General features: G+C 71.9%; 18 protein-coding genes. 7 read left to right on the plus strand and 11 right to left on the minus strand.

Annotated elements, in window-relative coordinates; genetic code table 11:
* Both ABT381_RS19315 and ABT381_RS19320 read right to left on the minus strand, forming a co-directional pair.
* Positions 1-984 (minus strand): urea transporter (locus ABT381_RS19315; RefSeq protein WP_351595442.1); only part of this gene is annotated, 984 nt, incomplete at its 3' end.
* Positions 985-1,090: 106 nt separating this feature from the next.
* Complete coding sequence (locus ABT381_RS19320; RefSeq protein WP_351595445.1) at positions 1,091-1,732, minus strand: TetR/AcrR family transcriptional regulator; 642 nt, start codon at positions 1,730-1,732, stop codon at positions 1,091-1,093.
* 114 nt (positions 1,733-1,846) lie between these two features.
* Here ABT381_RS19320 and ABT381_RS19325 point away from each other — a divergent pair, with 114 nt between their 5' ends.
* Positions 1,847-3,001, plus strand: a complete 1,155-nt coding sequence (locus tag ABT381_RS19325) for an acyl-CoA dehydrogenase family protein (protein WP_351595448.1) — start codon at positions 1,847-1,849, stop codon at positions 2,999-3,001.
* A 118-nt stretch (positions 3,002-3,119) separates the two neighbouring features.
* Positions 3,120-3,743 carry a TetR/AcrR family transcriptional regulator gene (locus tag ABT381_RS19330; protein WP_351595451.1) on the plus strand — a complete coding sequence of 208 codons (624 nt, stop codon included), beginning with the start codon at positions 3,120-3,122 and terminating at the stop codon, positions 3,741-3,743.
* 18 nt (positions 3,744-3,761) lie between these two features.
* Here the strand turns inward: ABT381_RS19330 and ABT381_RS19335 are convergent, their stop codons facing one another.
* Positions 3,762-4,223, minus strand: a complete 462-nt coding sequence (locus ABT381_RS19335) for a MaoC family dehydratase (RefSeq protein WP_351595454.1) — start codon at positions 4,221-4,223, stop codon at positions 3,762-3,764.
* 99 nt (positions 4,224-4,322) lie between these two features.
* Here ABT381_RS19335 and soxR point away from each other — a divergent pair, with 99 nt between their 5' ends.
* Positions 4,323-4,814, plus strand: coding sequence for a redox-sensitive transcriptional activator SoxR (gene soxR, locus ABT381_RS19340; RefSeq protein WP_351595457.1), 492 nt, complete (start codon positions 4,323-4,325; stop codon positions 4,812-4,814).
* Between the two features lie 6 nt (positions 4,815-4,820).
* On the opposite strand, the gene ABT381_RS35895 is transcribed toward soxR, so the two are convergent.
* The 3 genes from ABT381_RS35895 to ABT381_RS19350 form a co-directional block, all read right to left on the minus strand.
* On the minus strand, positions 4,821-4,934 hold the full coding sequence (locus ABT381_RS35895; protein WP_467754489.1) for an MFS transporter small subunit: 114 nt from the start codon (positions 4,932-4,934) through the stop codon (positions 4,821-4,823).
* The gene (locus ABT381_RS19345; protein WP_351595460.1) at positions 4,931-6,295 is read right to left on the minus strand and encodes an L-lactate MFS transporter; all 1,365 of its coding nucleotides are present in this window, start codon (positions 6,293-6,295) and stop codon (positions 4,931-4,933) included. The genes ABT381_RS35895 and ABT381_RS19345 overlap by 4 nt, the downstream gene beginning before the upstream one ends.
* 232 nt (positions 6,296-6,527) lie before the next feature.
* Positions 6,528-7,139, minus strand: a complete 612-nt coding sequence (locus ABT381_RS19350) for a hypothetical protein (RefSeq protein WP_351595463.1) — start codon at positions 7,137-7,139, stop codon at positions 6,528-6,530.
* Between the two features lie 222 nt (positions 7,140-7,361).
* Here ABT381_RS19350 and ABT381_RS19355 point away from each other — a divergent pair, with 222 nt between their 5' ends.
* Positions 7,362-10,184, plus strand: coding sequence for a penicillin acylase family protein (locus ABT381_RS19355; protein ID WP_351595466.1), 2,823 nt, complete (start codon positions 7,362-7,364; stop codon positions 10,182-10,184).
* Between the two features lie 55 nt (positions 10,185-10,239).
* Here the strand turns inward: ABT381_RS19355 and ABT381_RS19360 are convergent, their stop codons facing one another.
* The 3 genes from ABT381_RS19360 to ABT381_RS19370 all read right to left on the minus strand — a co-directional run bounded on the left by ABT381_RS19360 (position 10,240) and on the right by ABT381_RS19370 (position 14,364).
* Positions 10,240-11,571, minus strand: a complete 1,332-nt coding sequence (locus tag ABT381_RS19360; RefSeq protein WP_351595469.1) for a serine-threonine protein kinase — start codon at positions 11,569-11,571, stop codon at positions 10,240-10,242.
* Between the two features lie 96 nt (positions 11,572-11,667).
* Positions 11,668-12,990 carry an MFS transporter gene (locus ABT381_RS19365; protein WP_351595471.1) on the minus strand — a complete coding sequence of 441 codons (1,323 nt, stop codon included), beginning with the start codon at positions 12,988-12,990 and terminating at the stop codon, positions 11,668-11,670.
* A gap of 99 nt (positions 12,991-13,089) precedes the next feature.
* Positions 13,090-14,364, minus strand: coding sequence for an exo-beta-N-acetylmuramidase NamZ family protein (locus ABT381_RS19370; RefSeq protein ID WP_351595473.1), 1,275 nt, complete (start codon positions 14,362-14,364; stop codon positions 13,090-13,092).
* Positions 14,365-14,524: 160 nt separating this feature from the next.
* Between ABT381_RS19370 and ABT381_RS19375 the strand changes: the two genes are divergently transcribed.
* From ABT381_RS19375 to ABT381_RS19385, 3 genes are all read left to right on the plus strand, one after another.
* The gene (locus ABT381_RS19375) at positions 14,525-15,298 is read left to right on the plus strand and encodes an SDR family oxidoreductase (RefSeq protein ID WP_351595475.1); all 774 of its coding nucleotides are present in this window, start codon (positions 14,525-14,527) and stop codon (positions 15,296-15,298) included.
* 97 nt (positions 15,299-15,395) lie between these two features.
* Positions 15,396-17,057, plus strand: coding sequence for an AMP-binding protein (locus ABT381_RS19380; RefSeq protein ID WP_351595478.1), 1,662 nt, complete (start codon positions 15,396-15,398; stop codon positions 17,055-17,057).
* Between the two features lie 47 nt (positions 17,058-17,104).
* Positions 17,105-17,698: a TetR/AcrR family transcriptional regulator gene (locus ABT381_RS19385; RefSeq protein WP_351595481.1), complete on the plus strand. Its 594-nt coding sequence runs from the start codon at positions 17,105-17,107 to the stop codon at positions 17,696-17,698.
* A 214-nt stretch (positions 17,699-17,912) separates the two neighbouring features.
* Here ABT381_RS19385 and ABT381_RS19390 read toward each other — a convergent pair whose 3' ends face one another.
* Together ABT381_RS19390 and ABT381_RS19395 are read right to left on the minus strand one after the other, a co-directional pair.
* Positions 17,913-18,326 carry a DNA-binding protein gene (locus ABT381_RS19390; protein WP_351595484.1) on the minus strand — a complete coding sequence of 138 codons (414 nt, stop codon included), beginning with the start codon at positions 18,324-18,326 and terminating at the stop codon, positions 17,913-17,915.
* Positions 18,308-18,595 (minus strand): hypothetical protein, encoded by a 288-nt coding sequence (locus ABT381_RS19395; RefSeq protein ID WP_351595487.1) that lies wholly within the window; start codon positions 18,593-18,595, stop codon positions 18,308-18,310. Before ABT381_RS19395 ends, ABT381_RS19390 begins: the two co-directional genes overlap by 19 nt.
* Between the last annotated feature and the right edge of the window lie 65 nt (positions 18,596-18,660).

Raw genomic sequence — 18,660 nt, forward strand, 5'->3', positions numbered from 1 at the left:
AGCGCGGCCCGGCGCCGCCTCGGGTGCCGCGGGCTCGCCGGCCTTCCGCAACCGCGGGAAGGCCGGCACCGCGACCAGGAACGCCAGCGTGGTCAGCACGAACGGCCAGGTGAAGGTGTGCCCGCCGGACGGGGCGAAGAGCGCGGCGGCCGCCGAGGTCAGGATGGTCGCCGCGGTCGCGCCGGTCACCGCGTACGCCAGCGACCAGCGGTCGGTGGCCAGGAAGACGCCGCCCAGCGCCATCGTGACGAGCACCGCGTTGTATCCCATCCCGCCGTCGGCGATCTGCCCGGCGGGCGCGCCCAGCAGCCAGGCCGCCGCGATGCCCACCACGCTGCCGAGGCAGGCCAGCGCGCCCAGCCGGCGGTCGGCGAGGAAGATCCCGAGGAGGAAGAGCGCGCCGACGTACCACTGCGGCATGAAGAAGATCTGGGCGATGTTCGAGAAGAAGGCGTGCCAGAGGTCGGGCCAGCCGAGCGCGGTCCGGCCGGCCGCCGGGCGGGTGAGCGTGGCCAGCCCGTGGCCCTGGTGCCAGACGCGGACGAAGCCGGGCGCCGCGATGGTCATGGCGCTGGCGGTGACGCAGTACGGCAGGGTCAGCGTGGGCAGGTTCCACGGGCGCAGCAGCGTGCCGGCGGCCCCGGTGAGCACGGTGACGACCACGCAGCCGCCCGCCGCCAGCAGCACGGTCGAGAGGTGCCCCGCACCCAGGAACGCGGCGAAACCGACCGCCACCAGGCAGGAGTTGAAGCCCTCCAGGCCCGCGCCGACCCGGTCGCGGGCCACCCCGAGTACCTGCGCCGTGGCCGTGCCCAGCGCGGTGCCGCACAGCCCGTAGACGCCGTACTGCCAGCCGGCGGCGCACAGCGCGACGGTGAAGACGAGGCCGGCGAGCGCGCTGGGCAGGAAGTCGACCTGTGCCTGGCCGCGCAGGACGCGCAGCAGGAAGGCGTAGCACCGGCGGTCCGGTATCGGCTGCTGCACGGGGGTTCTCCTGTCGCGCACGGTACGTCACGGGCGGACCGGATATTACATGCGTGTTACATGTAGATGACAGAGTGGGGTCCGTTAAAGGTGGGCGGGGCGCGCCCTAGGAGACCGGCTGGACCGGCTGGTGCTGCAGGGCCAGCCCGTCGACGAGGGCCCGCAGGCCGGACTCGAAGGCGCCCTCGTCGACCTGCTGCTGGTGCTCGGCGAGCAGGTGGGCCTGGCCGAGGTGGGGGTAGTCGGCGGGGTCGTAGGCGGCCGCGTCGTCGACGAAACCGCGGGCGAAGGAGCCCAGCGCCGAGCCGGCGACGAAGTACCGCACCATCGCGCAGACCTTCGTGGCCTGTGCGGGCGGCCAGCCGGCCTCGACCATGCCGCCGAACGCCGCGTCGGCCATCTTCAGGCCCGCCGGGCGGCGGCCCGGCCCCTGGGCGAGGAACGGCACGAAGTTCGGGTGCGCGGCGAGCGCCGCGCGGTAGGAGCGGGCCCACTCCAGCAGCCCGCGCCGCCAGTCCCCGTCGGGCCCGAAGCCGGAGACGTCGACCTTGGCGATCACCATGTCCGCCGCGGCGTCCAGGATCTCGTCCTTGGTCGTGAAGTGGTTGTACAGCGAGGGGCCGCTCACCCCGAGCTCGGCGGCGAGCCGCCGGGTGGAGAGCGCCTGCAGTCCTTCCCCGTCGATGAGCGCGAGGGCCGCCGTGACGATGCGCTCACGGCTCAGCAGGGGCTTGCGGGGTCGGGCCATGACGCACATAGTAGAGCCTGCCGCCGAAAAACTAGCAGTGATAATTAATGGCGGTGGCGCTCCCGTGGGCGCCGCCCGCCGTGGTCACCGCCACCGTTCAGAGGAAGACGCATCATGAACCTCGAACTCAACGAGGAGCAGGCCGCCGTCCGGCAGCTCGCCAAGGACTTCGTCGACCGCGAGGTCGCCCCGCACGTCACGGAGTGGGACCGCACCGAGCAGGTCGACCGCTCGATCGTGAAGACCATGGGCGACCTGGGCTTCCTGGGCCTGACCATCCCCGAGGAGTACGGCGGCTCCGGCGGCGACCACTTCGCGTACGCGCTGGTCACCGAGGAGCTGGGGCGCGGCGACTCCTCCGTGCGCGGCATCGTCTCCGTCTCGCTCGGCCTGGTCGCCAAGTCCATCGCCGCCTGGGGGAGCGAGGAGCAGAAGCAGGCGTGGCTGCCCCGGCTGACCTCCGGCGAGGTGCTGGGCTGCTTCGGCCTCACCGAGCCCGGTACCGGCTCCGACGCGGGCAACCTCACCACCCGGGCCGTCCGCGGTGGGGGAGGGGACTGGGTGATCAACGGGACGAAGATGTTCATCACCAACGGCACCTGGGCCGACGTGGTGCTGCTCTTCGCCCGCACCGGCGCGGAGCCCGGCCACAAGGGCGTCAGCGCCTTCCTCGTCCCCACCGACACCCCCGGCCTGTCCCGCCGGGAGATCCACGGCAAGCTGGGCCTGCGCGGCCAGGCCACCGCGGAGCTGGTCCTGGAGGACGTGCGGGTGCCGGCGTCCGCGATGATCGCCCCCGAGGGCAAGGGCTTCTCCGTCGCCATGTCCGCGCTCGCCAAGGGCCGGATGTCGGTCGCGGCCGGCTGCGTGGGCATCGCGCAGGCGGCGCTGGACGCGGCGGTGGGGTACGCCGGCGAGCGCGACCAGTTCGGCAAGTCCATCGCCCACCACCAGCTCGTCCAGGAGCTGCTGAGCGACATCGCGCTGGACGTGGACGCGGCCCGGCTGCTGACCTGGCGGGTCGCCGACCTCATCGACCGCGGGAAGCCGTTCGTCACCGAGGCCTCCAAGGCGAAGCTGTTCGCCTCCGAGGCGGCGGTACGCTGTGCCAACAACGCCCTGCAGGTCTTCGGCGGGTACGGCTACATCGACGAGTACCCGGTCGGCAAGCTCGTCCGCGACGCCCGCGTGATGACGCTCTACGAAGGCACGAGCCAGATCCAGAAGCTGCTCATCGGGCGCGCGCTGACGGGCGTCTCCGCGTTCTGAGCGGAGCCCCGCATTCCCGGACACGGTCCCTAAGCGCTTGCTCAGTGCTGGGGTATGGTGTTCGATCTGATGGCCCGCCGCGGACGGACCGCGGCGGACCGCAGGATCGGAGTGCGCGATGGGAGCGGAGCGGGCGGACGAGGCCGCAGGGGAATGGGCCGAGGTGGCGCCGGACGCGGCCCAGCGGCTGGTCGGGGCCGCCGTCGAGGCCTTCGCGGAGCGCGGCTACCACGCCACGACCACCCGTGACATCGCCGGGCGGGCCGGCATGAGCCCGGCCGCGCTCTACATCCACTACAAGACCAAGGAAGAGCTGCTCTACCGCATCAGCGTCACAGGGCACGAGCGGGCGCTGAAGATCATGGCGGCCGCGGCCGGCGCCGAGGGCACGGCCGCCGACCGGCTGCGCTGCGCGGTGCGCGCCTTCGCCAGCTGGCACGCCGAGCGGCACACCACGGCCCGCGTCATCCAGTACGAGCTGAAGGCGCTGGGCGAGGAGCACTACGCCGAGATCGCCGGCCTGCGGCGGCAGACGGACCGGCTGCTGCGGGAGATCATCCAGGACGGCGCGGACGCCGGGGAGTTCGCCGTGCGGGACGTGCCCGGCACGACGCTGGCGGTGCTGTCGCTGTGCGTGGACGTCGCCCGCTGGTTCACCGCGGACGGGCGGCGCACGCCCGACCAGGTCGGCGAGCTCTACGCCGACCTGGTGCTGGGCATGGTGGGGGCGCGGCGCCCGTAGGGGCGGCGCGCTCCGTGCTTACAGATAGAAGCGGCTGACCGACTCCGCGACGCAGACCGGCTTCTCGCCGCCCTCGCGCTCCACGGTCACCGTCGTCGTCAGCTGCACGCCGCCCGGCACCTCGGTCACCTCGGCGATCCTCGCGGTGGCGCGCACCCGCGAGCCGACCGGCACGGGGGAGGGGAAGCGCACCTTGTTCGTGCCGTAGTTGATGCCCATCTTGACGTTGTCGACGCGCATCAGCTGCGGTACGAGCGCGGGCAGCAGCGACAGCGTGAGGTAGCCGTGCGCGATGGTCGTGCCGAACGGCCCGGCCTTCGCCTTCTCCTGGTCGACGTGGATCCACTGGTGGTCGCCGGTGGCGTCGGCGAACAGATCGACCCGCTTCTGGTCGACCTCCAGCCAGTCGCTCGGGCCGAGCTCCTCGCCGACCGCGGCACGCAGCTCGTCCAGCGATCCAAACACCCGGGGGTCTGCCATGTCCGTTCCTCCTGATCGACTAAGCGCTTGCTCAGCTTGCTGTGCGGATCCTCCGCTGTCAACGGCTCGTCCGATCAGGAGCCCTTTAAGCTGGCGGACGTGCCCCAGCTTTCCCGCAAGGTCCATGAACTCACCGTCGGCCAGCTCGCCGCGCGCAGCGGCGCCGCCGTCTCCGCCCTGCACTTCTACGAGTCCAAGGGGCTGATCAGCAGCACCAGGACCGCGGGCAACCAGCGCCGGTTCACCCGTGACACGCTGCGCCGCGTCGCGTTCGTCCGGGCGGCGCAGCGCGTCGGCATCCCGCTCGCGGTGATCCGTGACGCGCTCGCCGAGCTGCCGGAGGAGCGCACGCCCAACCGCGAGGACTGGGCCCGGCTCTCCGAAGCCTGGCGCGGCGAGCTGGACGAGCGCATCGGCCAGCTCCAGGAGCTGCGCGACCGGCTGACGGACTGCATCGGCTGCGGCTGCCTCTCCCTGGAGCGGTGCGCGCTCTCCAACCCGTACGACGAGCTCGGCGAGCAGGGGACGGGCGCGCGGCGGCTGCGCGTGGACCGCGAAGGGCGCCCGGCGGACCCGGCCCCCGCCGAGTGAGCGCCGTCAGCCGGTGAACAGCTGCGTCATCTTGAGCGCCAGCTCGTACAGCCCGTAGGCGAAGGGCACTCCGACCCACAGCCAGACGAGGGCGAGCAGGGCGGTGCGGCGGCCGGTCACCGGGCGGCTCCTTCTTCCTGTGCTTCCTGGCCGGGCGGCGGCGCCGGCTCGTGGTGGCGCGGGTGCACCGGCCGGACCAGCTCGTTGGCGGCGAAGCCGACGACCAGCAGGCCGATCATGATGAAGAACGACGTGGTGTAGAGGTCGGGGCCGCTGCGCCCGGCGGCGTGCTGGGAGTCCGCGATGGCGTTGACGATCAGCGGGCCGAGGACGCCGGCGGTGGACCAGGCGGTGAGCAGCCGCCCGTGGATCGCGCCGACCTGGTACGTGCCGAAGAGGTCCTTGAGGTACGCGGGGACCGTGGCGAAGCCGCCGCCGTAGAAGGACAGGATCACCACGGCGCAGCCGACGAACAGCGGCTTGGAGGCGTCGCCGGTCAGTGCCAGTACGAGGTACAGCAGCGCGCCGACGCCGAGGTAGAGGCGGTAGATGTTCTTCCGGCCCACCAGGTCGGAGGTGGTGGACCAGGCGAATCGGCCGAGCATGTTGGCGAGCGAGAGCATGCCGACGAATCCGGCGGCGGCCGCCGCGCTCACGGGCGTCGCGGTGTCCGCGAAGAAGTCCGCGATCATCGGCGCGGCCTTCTCCAGGATGCCGATGCCGGCCGTGACGTTCATGCAGAGGATGACCCACAGGCACCAGAACTGCGGGGTGCGCAGCGCGTTGCGCGCGGAGACCTGGGCTGTGGTGACCAGGGGGCGCGGCGCGGTCGTGGTGGGCGCGGCGCCCGGGGGCCGCCAGCCGTCCGGAGGTACGCGGACCAGCAGCACGCCCATCGTCATGAACACCGCGTACACCAGGCCCATCACCAGGAACGTCTGCGCGATGCCGGCCGAGTCGGCACCGAGCGTGGCCAGCAGCTGGCTGGACCACGGGGAGGCGATCAGCGCGCCGCCGCCGAAGCCCATGATGGCGATGCCGGTGGCCATGCCGGGGCGGTCCGGGAACCACTTGATCAGCGTGGAGACGGGGGAGATGTAGCCGATGCCCAGGCCGATCCCGCCGATGAAGCCGTAGCCGAGCACGACCAGCCAGTACTGGCCGGTGGCGGCGCCGAGCGCGGCGACGAGGAAGCCGGAGCAGAAGCAGAGGGTGGAGACGAGCATGGCCCAGCGCGGGCCGCGCCGTTCGACGAGCGTGCCGCCGAAGGCCGCCGACAGGCCGAGCATCACGATGGCGAGCTGGAAGGGGAGCGCGGAGGCGGTGCCGGAGAGCCCGAGCGAGGACTCCAGCGGGGGCTTGAACACGCTCCAGGCGTACGCCTGGCCGATGGCGAGGTGGATGGCGAGCGCGGCGGGCGGAACGAGCCAGCGGCTCCAGCCCGGCGGGGCGACGGTGGCGGAACGGGCGAGCGCGAGCATGCACGCGAACGTACAAGCTTCATGCACCCGCGGGAAGAGGCCGTCAATACCCGGCCCGGAACGGCCCGTTGGCGATCGGTGTCCGTGGGTGGTCCGGTGTCCGTGGGCGGTGCGGCGCGGGTCCCCCGTACCGGCGCATCCGGTCCCACGTCCGCTCGGTGCGGCAGCCGCGCCCGGCGCGCTGCCGTTTCCCCCTGGTGCGCTTCCGTACTGCCGTGTGCCGGCGCGTGGCTCAGGCCGCGGCGAAGGCCCGGTCGGCGGTGGCGCGCCGGGCGGCGGAGAGCACGGCGGTGGTCAGGACCGCCGACGGGGTGACAACTCCGCATTCCTGGCAGACCGGCCCGTTCACCGAATGTGCCCCGTCCGTGCGCCAGACGAAGCGCCGGCCCCCGCACACCGGGCAGTCCTCGCGCTGCCGGCCCGACTCCATGGCCGCGATCACCCGGCGCAGCACCTCGGCCAGGCGTGCGGTCGGATGCCGGTGCGGTGACTCGCAGGGCACGATGTCGCACCCGCCCCAGGTGCGCAGGTGCCATTCGTGCAGGGCGCCCGGCTGCCGGATGCCCTCGTGCTTCTCACGCCGCCGGCGGGCGGCGAAGTCCGCTTCGTAAGCGAGCCAGAGGTTGCGTGCCTCCTCCAGTTCCGCCAGGGCGGCAAGCAGCCCGCCCGGGTCGGGGTTGCGGTCCTGCGTCCCGATGCCCGCGCGGGTGCACAAGTGGTGCCACGTCGCCCGGTGCCCGTACGGGGCGAACCGTTCGAGGCACTTGCGCAGCGCCGTCCGTCGCTGGGTCGCGACGAGACCGGGGTTACGGACCTGCTCGGCGAGAGCTCTGAAACCGGCCAATTCATCCCACCTCCGTGGGGAGGAACCCGACTGGACATGGAATGGACGTAACGGAACGGCATCTGGATCCATCGAACTGTCGTGCGAGAACCGGGCGTTACCTGGGTTGTAGAGGTGGCGTGTGGGGAAAGTGGGGGTTGGGCAGAAGTTGACTGTTGTTCATCTTCCGTCGCGGTTTTACCGCCGGTAACGTCCAGCGCACCCGCCTCCCAAGGAGCAGGAATGCGACGACGTACCGCAGGGCGCGCCGCTGCCGCCGTGGCAGCGGTGTGCGCCCTGGGTGCCAGCGCCCTGGCACCCCTCCCCGCCGCCGCGGCCACCGCGGACCCCCCACCCGTCACCGACCACTGCCAGGGCCAGTGCGCCGACATCCTGCCGCCCGGCGAGAACGGCAACGCCACCCTCGCCGAGATCCTCGGCAACAAGGTCTTCGGCACCCGCCCCGCGCACGCCTCCGACCAGCTCGGTCCGTACAACGACTTGAACGGCGGCCACCAGTCGCTCACCGACGACACCCTGAAGAACTTCTTCAACGACGCCTCCTTCGGCGTCCCGGACGGCCAGGTCGGCAAGGTCACCCAGCCGCGCGACGACGTGACGATCACCCGCGACAAGAAGACGGGCGTGCCGCACATCAAGGGCACCACCCGCTACGGCACCGAGTACGGCGCGGGCTACGCCGCAGCGCAGGACCGGCTCTGGCTGATGGACCTCTTCCGGCACATCGGCCGCGGCCGGCTGACCTCCTTCGCCGGCGGCGCGCTCGCCAACCAGGGCCTGGAGCAGGAGTTCTGGCCGAAGGCCCCGTACACCGAGCAGGACCTGAAGGACCAGGTCGAGTCCATCCGGAAGAACAACGGGCCACGCGGCGAGCAGGCCATGGCGGACGCCCAGGCGTACGTCGACGGCATCAACGCCTACCGCGAGAAGTCCAAGAAGGGCCGCTACTTCCCCGGCGAGTACGTGCTGACCGGGCACGTGAACGCGGTCACCAACGCCGGGGAGATCAAGCCCTTCGAGCTCACCGACCTGATCGCCCTCGCGTCCGTCGTCGGCGGGCTGTTCGGCAACGGAGGCGGCGGCGAGGTACCGCAGGCCCTCGCGCTGCTGTCGGCGCAGCAGAAGTACGGCGTCGAGAAGGGCACCGAGGTCTGGGAGTCCTTCCGCGAGCGCAACGACCCCGAAGCGGCGATGACGCTGCACGACGGCCAGTCCTTCCCGTACGCGGTCAAACCGAAGAACGCCAAGGGCACGGCCCTCCCCGACCGTGGCTCGGTCACCGCCGAACCGCTCGTGTACGACCGCAAGGGCGCGGCCACCGCCAAGAGCGACCCGCCGCAGGCCGAGGTGAGGACGCCGAAGAAGCTGAAGCCGCTCAAGGGCGTCTTCCAGGACGGCGTGCTTCCCAAGGGCAGCTTCGATACGACCCAGCACCGCGGCATGTCCAACGCGCTGCTGGTCTCCGGCAAGCACACCGCGAGCGGCCACCCGGTCGCCGTCTTCGGCCCGCAGACCGGCTACTTCGCCCCGCAGCTGCTGATGCTCCAGGAGATCCAGGGCCCGGGCATCAGCGCCCGCGGCGCGTCCTTCGCGGGCGTCGGCATGTACGTCCAGCTCGGCCGCGGCCAGGACTACGCCTGGAGCGCCACCTCCGCGAGCCAGGACATCACCGACACCTACGCCGTCGAGCTGTGCGACACCGACGGCTCGGCGCCCACCGAGGACTCCACCGGCTACCGCGAGGACGGCCGCTGCGTCCCCATGGAGAAGCTGGAACGCACCAACTCCTGGCAGCCGACCGTCGCCGACCCCACGGCCGCCGGGTCCTACCGGATGCAGGTGTACCGCACCGACTACGGCGTCGTGACGCACCGCGCGACCGTCAAGGGCAGGCCCGTCGCCTACACCGCGCAGCGCTCCACCTACCGCCACGAGGCCGACTCGATCATCGGCTTCCAGATGTTCAACGACCCGTCCTACGTCAAGGACGCGAAGTCCTTCCAGCAGGCCGCCCAGCACATCGGGTACGCCTTCAACTGGTTCTACGCCGACTCCAAGGACATCGCGTACTACAACAGCGGCCTGAACCCGGTCCGCAACCCGGACGTCGACCCGTCCCTCCCCGTCCGCGCGGAGAAGGCCTACGAGTGGCGGGACTGGGACCCCAAGGCCAACACCTCCGCCCTCACCCCGCCGGCGCAGCACCCGCAGTCGGTCGGCCAGGACTACTACATCTCCTGGAACAACAAGCAGGCCAGGGACTACGACTCGGCCGGCTTCGGCAACGGTTCCGTACACCGCGGCAACCTGCTCGATGACCGGGTCGAGGAGCTGGTCGCGGACGGCGGGGTCACCCGCGCCTCCCTGACCCGCGCGATGAGCGAGGCCGCCGTCACCGACCTGCGCGGCGAGGACGTGCTCCCGGAGCTGCTCAAGGTGCTGCGCTCGGCACCGGTGGACGACCCGAAGGTCAGGACCGCCGTCCAGCAGCTGGAGGCATGGCGCAAGGACGGCGCGCAGCGCCACGAGACCAGTCCGGGGTCGAAGACGTACGCCCACTCCGACGCAGTGCGGATCATGGACGCCTGGTGGCCCCTGATGATCGAGAAGGTCTTCGAGCCGGGCCTGGGGAAGGACCTCTATGACGGGCTGAAGACCAACATCGCCGTCGACGAGTCGCCCTCGGCCGGGCACGGGCCGACCGGCAGCCACGCCGGCTCCGCCTTCCAGTACGGCTGGTGGTCCTACGCCGACAAGGACCTGCGGGCTGTCCTCGGCGAGAAGGTACGCGGCGGGCTGGCCGACACCTACTGCGGCGACGGTGAACTCTCCGCGTGCCACGACACGCTCGTCAGCACGCTGCGCGAGGCGGCCGCGAAGACCGCCGAGCAGGTCTACCCGGGCGACGACGCCTGCAAGGCCGGGGACCAGTGGTGCTCGGACGCGATCATCCAGCGCGCGGTCGGCGGCCTCACGCACGACCCGATCAGCTGGCAGAACCGGCCCACCTACCAGCAGGTGGTGGAGTTCCCGAGCCACCGGTAACCGGCGCTCGGGCGGGCGGCGCGCGGAGCTGTGGGGGCTCCGCGCGCCGCACCGGTCAGCCGCGGGCGATCCGGCCCGCTTCCAGGACCACCCGGGCCAGCTCCGGGTGGCAGATGTCGCTGTGCGCGCCGGCCGGCGGCGCGCCGCGCCGGACCACGGCGGAGGCGTCCACGTTCACGCACCCCGGCGACGTCGGCAGCTGCTCGCCCAGCCGGATGCGCCGGGTCCCGTCCACGCCCTGGATGCCGTCGAACCCGTTCGCGCCCCACCGGTCGAACACGGCGAGGAAGCCCGAGGAGTCCCCGGCCAGCTTCGACGCCAGGGGATAGAAGGTGCCCAGCGCGTCGTCGTGCCGGGAGTAGCAGCACACCAGCGGGCCGTCGACCCGCTCCTGCATGCCGTCCAGCGTCCCGGTGCGCGCCCGGTCGTGCGGCAGCTCCGAGCAGAACGCGTAGTGCGAGAAGGCCCCTTGCAGCAGCGTCACCGACTTCACGTGCCGCGCGTCCGGCGGCAGTCCGCGCAGCGCGTACGAGACCAGCCGGGCGCCGAAGGAGTGCCCCACCAGGTGCACCCGCAGCCCGGCCGCCTCGCCCGCCAGCCGGCCGAGCACCGGCCCCAGGCCCAGCTGGCCGACCGTCCCGGCACGCCGCTTCACCGCGTAATAGGCGCCCTGCCGCAGGAGTTCGCGGGCGCCGCTCCACATCCGGGTCAGCCCGCCGCCGAACAGCGGGCGCTGCTCGGCGTCCACGGCCTCGCCCGGCCACACCGCCACGCCCGCCGACCGCAGCGCCGCCGTGTAGACCTCGCAGACCTCCAGCGCGTCGTCGGTCAGCATGCCGGGCAGCCCGTCCCCGCTGTCCGCGGCGAACAGCAGGGCCGGGCTGTCCTGCCGGACCGACACCAGCTCCCGCACCAGCCGCGCGAACTCGTCGAACGCCGAGCGCGCGTCGGGCCGTTCCGACAGCAGCTGCGCGAGCCGCTCCAGCACCATGTCCCGGCCCGGGAACGCCTGCGCCAACTGGCGCCGCACGGAGTCCTCCAGTACCGGTTCGTCGGCGGCCGCGGCGACGGCGGCGGCCCGGGCCCGCGGCGAGGGGTCGAAGTCGGGGATCGGCTCGTCGGTGAAGCGCAGCGCCGGCCAGATCACGCCCGCGTACCCCACCCGGGCCGCGCTGCCCGCCAGCAGTTCCGGGAAGGGCTCGAAGAACCGGCTGTACAACCGGGTGGCCATCGACCGGTCGTTGTTCCACCCGTGCGCGAACACCACGAGATCGGTCAGCCGCTCCCGCGCCGCCCCGGCGAGCAGTGCGTCGCGCTGCCGCTGATCGACGTCCCCGTCGGCGTCAAACGTCAGTTCCCAGTACGGCCGCACCCCGACACCCGCCATGACGATCCCCTTCGCTGCCGCTCGTGCAGCGCATCGTCCTGCGCATCGGCCGTTCCCGCCATACGCAGCGCTACGGCGAACGGCGGAGGCTCCGGGTCAGGCCAGCTCGCGCTCCCTGGTCTCCGGCAGCGCCAGGACGCACAGCAGGGAGACCACGGCCATCGCGGAGACGTACCAGCCGACGGAGGAGGAGCCGAAGGCGGACTGCAGGCGGGTGGCGATCAGCGGGGAGACCGCGCCGCCGAGGACGCCGCCGAGGTTGTAGGCGAGCGAGGCGCCGGAGTAACGGACCCTGGTACCGAACAGCTCGGGCAGGTAGGCGCCCATCGGCCCGTACACCACGCCCATGCAGAACAGCGCGCCGCCGATCGCGAGGGCCACCAGCACCGGGGACTCGGTGTCCAGCAGCGGGAAGAGGACCAGGCCCCAGACGGCGGCGAGGCCGCAGCCGGCCAGGACGAGCCTGCGGCGGCCCGCGCCGTCGGAGCGGGTGGCGGCGAGCCAGGTGCCGGCGGCGAGGAAGAGGCAGGCGACCAGGGACAGGCCCAGCATCATGTTGCGGGAGATGCCGAGGGTGCCGGTGGCGTAGGAGAGGCAGTACGTCGTGGCCGTGTAGAAGAGCCCGTACGCGATGATCATGCCGCCCGCGCCGAGCAGCAGCTCGCGCCAGTGGCCGCGGATCACGTCCAGCGTGGGGACCTTGCTGGCCTCCTGCGCGTCCATCACCTTCGCGAAGACCGGCGTCTCGCTGATCTTCAGCCGGACGAACAGGCCGACCGCGACCAGCAGGAACGAGAGCAGGAACGGGATGCGCCAGCCCCAGGACCGGAAGGCCGCGTCGTCCAGCGAGGCGGACAGCAGCCAGAAGATGCCAGTGGCGGCGAAGAACCCGACGGACGGGCCAAGTTGCGGGAACGCGGCGTACAGGCCGCGCCGTTTCTTCGGGGCGTGTTCGACCGCGAGCAGCGCGGCGCCGCCCCACTCGCCGCCCAGGCCGATGCCCTGGACGAAGCGGAGCAGGATCAGCAGTACGGGGGCCCAGATGCCCAGCGTGGCGTAGCCGGGCAGCAGCCCGACGAAGGCCGTGGACAGGCCCATCAGCAGCAGCGAGACGACCAGTACGGACTTGCGGCCCACCCGGTCGCCGAAGTGCCCGAAGACGATCGAGCCGAGCGGCCGCGCCGCGAACGCCACCGCGTAGGTGGAGAAGGAGGCGAGGGTGGCGTTGACCGGGTCCAGGGTCGGGAAGAACGCCTGGTTCAGTACGAGCGCGGCCGCGGTCCCGTAGATGTAGAAGTCGTAGAACTCGATGGCCGTCCCGATGAACGACGCCACGGCCACCCGCCGCAGGCTCTCGGAGCTGCCCTCGTCGCCGGCGGGTCCGGCCGTGGTCTCTTCTGCTGTCGCTTCGCTGTGCACGAGCCGCATGGTCACGGTCGTTGTAGGGGGCAGTCAATAGGTGGGACGTGTGGTCTCGTCTCTTGAGACGGCTGTCCTCGGCGGGCCGGGCGGCCCGGCTCAGTGGTAGCGGAGGTAACCGGCGCGCAGCGCACGGAACTTCGCGAGCTCCGCCTGCCAGGCGCCGACGACCTCGTCCGTCCCCGCCCCCGCGTCGATCATCGTGCGTACCTTGGCGGAGCCCGCGAGCCGGTCGATTCCGTGGTCCGGGCGCCAGGCGAAGTCCTTCCACACCTTCTTGGCGGTGACCAGCAGTGCGATGCCGGTCCGCACCGGGTCGAACGCCGCCCGGTCGTGGACGTGCAGCTGCACGCCGCCGATCGTCTTGCCCTGGAACTTGGAGAACGTCGGCGCGAAGTACGCCTCGCGGAAGCGGACCCCCGGCAGCCGCTCGGCGTTGACCGCCGCCGCCCACGTGCGGTCGATGCCCTCCGCGCCGAGCAGCTCGAACGGGCGCGTCGTGCCCCGCCCTTCGGAGAGATTGGTGCCCTCGAAGAGGCAGGTGCCGGAGTAGACCAGCGCGGTGTCCGCGGTGGGCATGTTGGGGCTGGGCGGGACCCACGGCAGCCCGGTCGCGTCGAAGAAATCGGCCCGCCGCCAGCCCTTCATCAGCACGGTGTCCAGCCGCACCTTCTTGCCGGCGACGGCGGGCACGAACCGCTCGTTGAAGAGCAGCGCCAGCTCCGCCACCGTCATCCCGTGCGCCTGCGCGATCGGCTCCCGGCCGACGAACGAGGCGTACTTCTTGTCCAGCACGGGGCCGGTCGCCGAGCGGCCGGTCACCGGGTTCGGCCGGTCCAGCACCACGAAGCGCTTGCCCGCCATGGCCGCCGCCACCATGCAGTCGTACAGCGTCCAGATGTAGGTGTAGAAGCGCGCGCCCACGTCCTGGATGTCGAAGACGACCGTGTCGACCGCGGACTCGGTGAAGATGTCCGCCAGTGCCTGCCCGCTCTTCTGGTACGTGTCGTACACCGGCAGCCCGGTGGCCGGGTCCTCGTGCCGGCCCTCCGAACCGCCCGCCTGCGCCGTGCCGCGGAAGCCGTGCTCGGGTCCGAACACCGCGGTCAGCCGCACGCGCTTGTCCGCGTGCATGACGTCCACGAGGTGCTCGACGTCCTGCGTGACACCGGTCGGATTGGTGACGACGCCGACCCGCTGCCCGGACAGCAGCGCGTACCCGTCGGCAGACAGCCGGTCGAAACCCGTCCGCACCCGGCGGCCGCCGGACGGCGGGGGTGGCGGGGGCGCCGCCGACGCCGTACCGGGCGCACCGGCGATCGCGCCGGTCATCGCGCCGGTGACCGTCAGCAGGCTCCGTCTGGACAAGGCCATGCGCACACCTCCGTGATCGCGGTTCGTGTGCTGTGACGCTAACGCGCGCGAGGCCGCGGGGGAACGCACCGCACAGGGTGCGTCGGGCTCTTCCCTTCCTACATACCGACTGGTTAGTCTGCCTGCTGGTCGTGGTCCGGTCGAGCCGAGGGAGACGCAAGTGGAAGCCGTGCGGGACAAGACCGTGGTGGTCACCGGGGCGGGCGGCGGCATCGGTGCCGCGCTCGCGGCACGCTTCACCGCCGAGGGCGCACGGGTCGTCGTCAACGACCTGGACAAGGAGAAGGCCGAGCGCACCGCCGCCGAGCTGGGCGCCATCGCCGTCCCCGGCGACGCCTCGGCGATCGTCCCGGCAGCCCGCGAGGCCCTCGGCGGCCGCATCGACATCTTCTGCGCCAACGCGGGCGTGGGCACCGGCGGCGGCCCCGAGGCACCCGACAGCGACTGGGATCTCGCCTGGGACGTCAACGTCATGGCCCACGTGCGGGCCGCGCGCGAGCTGATACCGGAGTGGCTGGAGCGCGGCAGCGGCCGCTTCGTCGCCACCGTCTCGGCCGCAGGGCTGCTCACCATGATCGGCTCCGCCCCGTACAGCGTTTCCAAGCACGCCGCGTACGCCTTCGCCGAATGGCTCTCCGCCACCTACCGGCACCGCGGCATCGACGTGCACGCCATCTGCCCCCAGGGCGTACGGACCGACATGCTCAGCAACACCGGATCCGCCGGCGACCTGGTCCTCACCCCCGGCGCCATCGAGCCCGCGGCCGTCGCCGACGCCCTCTTCGAAGCCATCACCGAGAAGCGCTTCCTGGTCCTGCCGCACCCGGAGGTCGCCGGTTACTACGCGGCCCGCGCCGCCGACCCCGACCGCTGGCTCCGCGGCATGAACCACCTCCAGCGCAAGCTCGACGCCGCCGAGGGCGCCGGCGCCTGAGCGGCACGGGACCACAGCTCCGTACGGCGCGGCGGGGACGACCGCGCCGTACGGGATCAGTACCACCGGGACGAGAAGAGAGAAGGGCCGCACGCCGATGACGTCGTACCAGGACAAGCCGTGGCTGCCGCAGCTGAACGAGGCACAGCGCGCCCCCGTGCACCCGCACCCCTCCACCCTGCACGCCTTCAAGGAAGCGGCCCGCCGGGTCCCCGAGCGGACCGCGCTGGCCTACTTCGACGGCCGGCTGTCCTACGCCGAGACCGACGCGCTCTCCGACGCCATCGCCGCCTACCTGGGCGACCGGGGCTTCCGGCCCGGCGACCGGGCGGCGATCATGCTGCAGAACACCCCGCACTTCGTCCTCGCGCTGTTCGGCGTCTGGAAGGCGGGCGGCGTCGTCGTCCCCGTCAACCCCATGTACAAGTCGGGCGAGATGACCCACGTCCTCACCGACGCCGAGGTCACCGCCGTCGTCTGCGCCGACCACACCTGGGACGCCTTCCTGCGCGACACCGCGGCCGCGGCCCCCTCCGTACGCATCGCACTGACCGCCTGCGAGCGGGACCTGCAGACCAGAGACGACGCCCGCGTACTGCGCGGCGCACGCCTCGGGCCGCGCGAGGGCGCCGACGACCTGCTGGCCACCGCCCGCGCGCACGCGGGCCGCGGCCCCGCCGACGGCGTCCCCGAACTCACCGCCGACGACATCGCCCTGATCAGCTACACCTCGGGCACCAGCGGCACCCCCAAGGGCGCCACCAACACCCACGGCAACATCTCCTACAACGCCGAACGCCAGCGCACCGGCCTCGGACTCCCCGACGGCGCCACCTACTTCGCGCTCGCGCCGCTCTTCCACATCACCGGCATGGTCTGCGAGCTGGCCTCCTGCATCACCGGCGGCGGCACCCTGGCCCTGGCGTACCGCTTCGAGGCCGGCGTCGTCCTGGACGCCTTCCTGGAGCACCGCCCGGCCTTCACCGTCGGCCCGTCCACCGCCTACATGGCCCTGATGGCCCACTCGGACGTCTCCCGCGACCACTTCGCGTCCTTCACCACCGTCTCCTCCGGCGGCGCGCCGCTGCCGCCCGCCCTGGTCGAGAAGTTCCGCGCGGAATTCGGCCCGTACATCCGCAACGGATACGGCCTCACCGAGTGCACGGCCCCCTGCGCCAGCGTGCCGCCGCAGCTGGAAGCGCCCGTCGACAAGGTCTCGGGCACCCTCGCGGTCGGCGTACCGGGCCCCGACACCGTCGTACGGATCATCGACGAACAGGGCCGGGACGTGCCCTTCGGCGAACAGGGCGAGATAGCCGTCAGCGGCCCGCAGGTCGTGCCCGGTTACTGGCGCCGCCCCGACGCCACCGCCGAGGCGCTCCCCGGCGGCGAGCTGCGCACCGGAGACATCGGCTTCATGGACACCGACGGCTGGCTGTACGTCGTCGACCGCAAGAAGGACATGATCAACGCCTCCGGCTTCAAGGTCTGGCCGCGCGAGGTCGAGGACGTGCTCTACACCCACCCCGCCGTGCGCGAGGCCGCCGTCGTCGGCGTGCCGGACGCCTACCGCGGCGAGAGCGTCAAGGCATACGTGAGCCTGCGATCCGGCGAGGCCCCCGACCCCGCCGAGCTGGCCGCCTACTGCAAAGAACGGCTGGCCGCGTACAAATATCCCCGGGAGGTGGAGGTCCTGCCCGAGCTGCCGAAGACGACGAGTGGGAAGATCCTCCGACGGGAGCTGCGCAACCGCGGCTAGCCTCCGGTGAACCAGCACGTCAGTACGGAGAAGGACAGGTGAGGGCGATGGCCGGCACGACGGACGGGAGCACGAAGCCCGTGGCACAGCGGCTGCTGGCCACCGCCACCCGGCTCTTCGCCGAGCAGGGGTACGACCGGACCTCGGTCCAGGAGATCGTCGAGGCGGCGGGCGTCACCAAGGGCGCGCTGTACCACTACTTCGGTTCCAAGGACGACCTGCTGCACGAGGTCTACGGGCGGGTGCTCCGCCTCCAGCAGGAGCGCCTGGACCGGTTCGCGGGCGCCGACGCGCCGGTGGAACAGCGCCTGCGGGACGCCGCGGCCGACGTGGTCGTCACGACCATCGAGAACCTCGACGACACGAAGATCTTCTTCCGCTCCATGCACCAGCTCTCGCCGGAGAAGGACAAGCAGGTACGCGCCGAGCGCCGCCGCTACCACGAACGCTTCCGGGCCCTCATCGAAGAGGGCCAGCGCTCCGGCGTCTTCACCCCCGACGTCCCCGCCGACCTGATCGTCGACTACCACTTCGGCTCGGTCCACCACCTCGGCACCTGGTACCGCGAGGGCGGCCCCCTCACCCCCCGCGAGGTCGCCGACCACCTGGCGGACCTACTGCTGCGGGCGCTGCGCCCGTAGACGGGGCCTTAGGGCGCGTCTTTCGGATCATCCCGGGGCCGCGACGCCTGGCACGGCACCTCGCGGCGTTGTCGCAATGCCCACGTACAACCCGGTACGCGGGCAATGCTCCGCCTTGCGATGCACCGCACCAGACGCCGCGACCCGATCCGGGCTGATCCAAAAGACACGCCCTAGCGCCTGCCCGCCGCTTTCACACTGCTTCCCGCCGCTTTCACACCGCGACGAGCCGGACCCGGCCACCGCAGAGCTTCGTCATGTCGTCGGCATCGGAGGTCAGCATGACCACGGGCCGCTGCTGACGCAGAGCGGTCTCGGCCACTGCCGCGTCGATCGCGTACTTGTGGCCGTGCAGCCCGGCGGCCATCAGCAGCGCGGAGGCCCGCTTCGCCTCCTCCTCGCCGACCGCGGTCACCCGCAGGCCCGACAGCAGCCAGTGCAGCCGGGCCCTGTCGGTACGGGCATGCACGGCCTCGACGAGCGTGAGCGCGCAGATCACGACCTCCATGCCCCGTCGTCGTGCCTCCGCGACCAGGGCGACGACGCAATCGTCGTCACTCAGCAGTTTCGAGAGCCCTTCACTGTCGAGGACCAGTGTTCCTTCATGGCTCAGCCTGCGGCGGGCCACTGGTCCTCCTCGGCGAAGACCTCGTCGAACACCTTCCGCGCTCGGTCCTGGGCGGCTTCGGAAACCGGTCCGTTGCGGCGCTCGTAGTCGGCCAGGTACTCGTCCATGGCCTGGCCGCGCAACTCGCGCTCGACGGCAGCGGCGATGAAAGCGGAGAACTCACGCTTGCCGACCCTGGACCGGATCGCCTCGGCGGTCCCTTCGGGCAGGGAAAGACTGACCCGGGTCGCCGGCCCCTCGCCGATGCCGTACGTCGTCTCGGAGGACATACGGGCATGGTATCAATCGAGTAGGAAATCGGCTCCGAATGGGGCGCACGGGTCCGGGTCGGTGC

The sequence above is a fragment of the Streptomyces sp. NPDC000151 genome, assembly GCF_040301705.1.
In the GTDB taxonomy this organism is placed as follows: Bacteria; Actinomycetota; Actinomycetes; order Streptomycetales; family Streptomycetaceae; genus Streptomyces.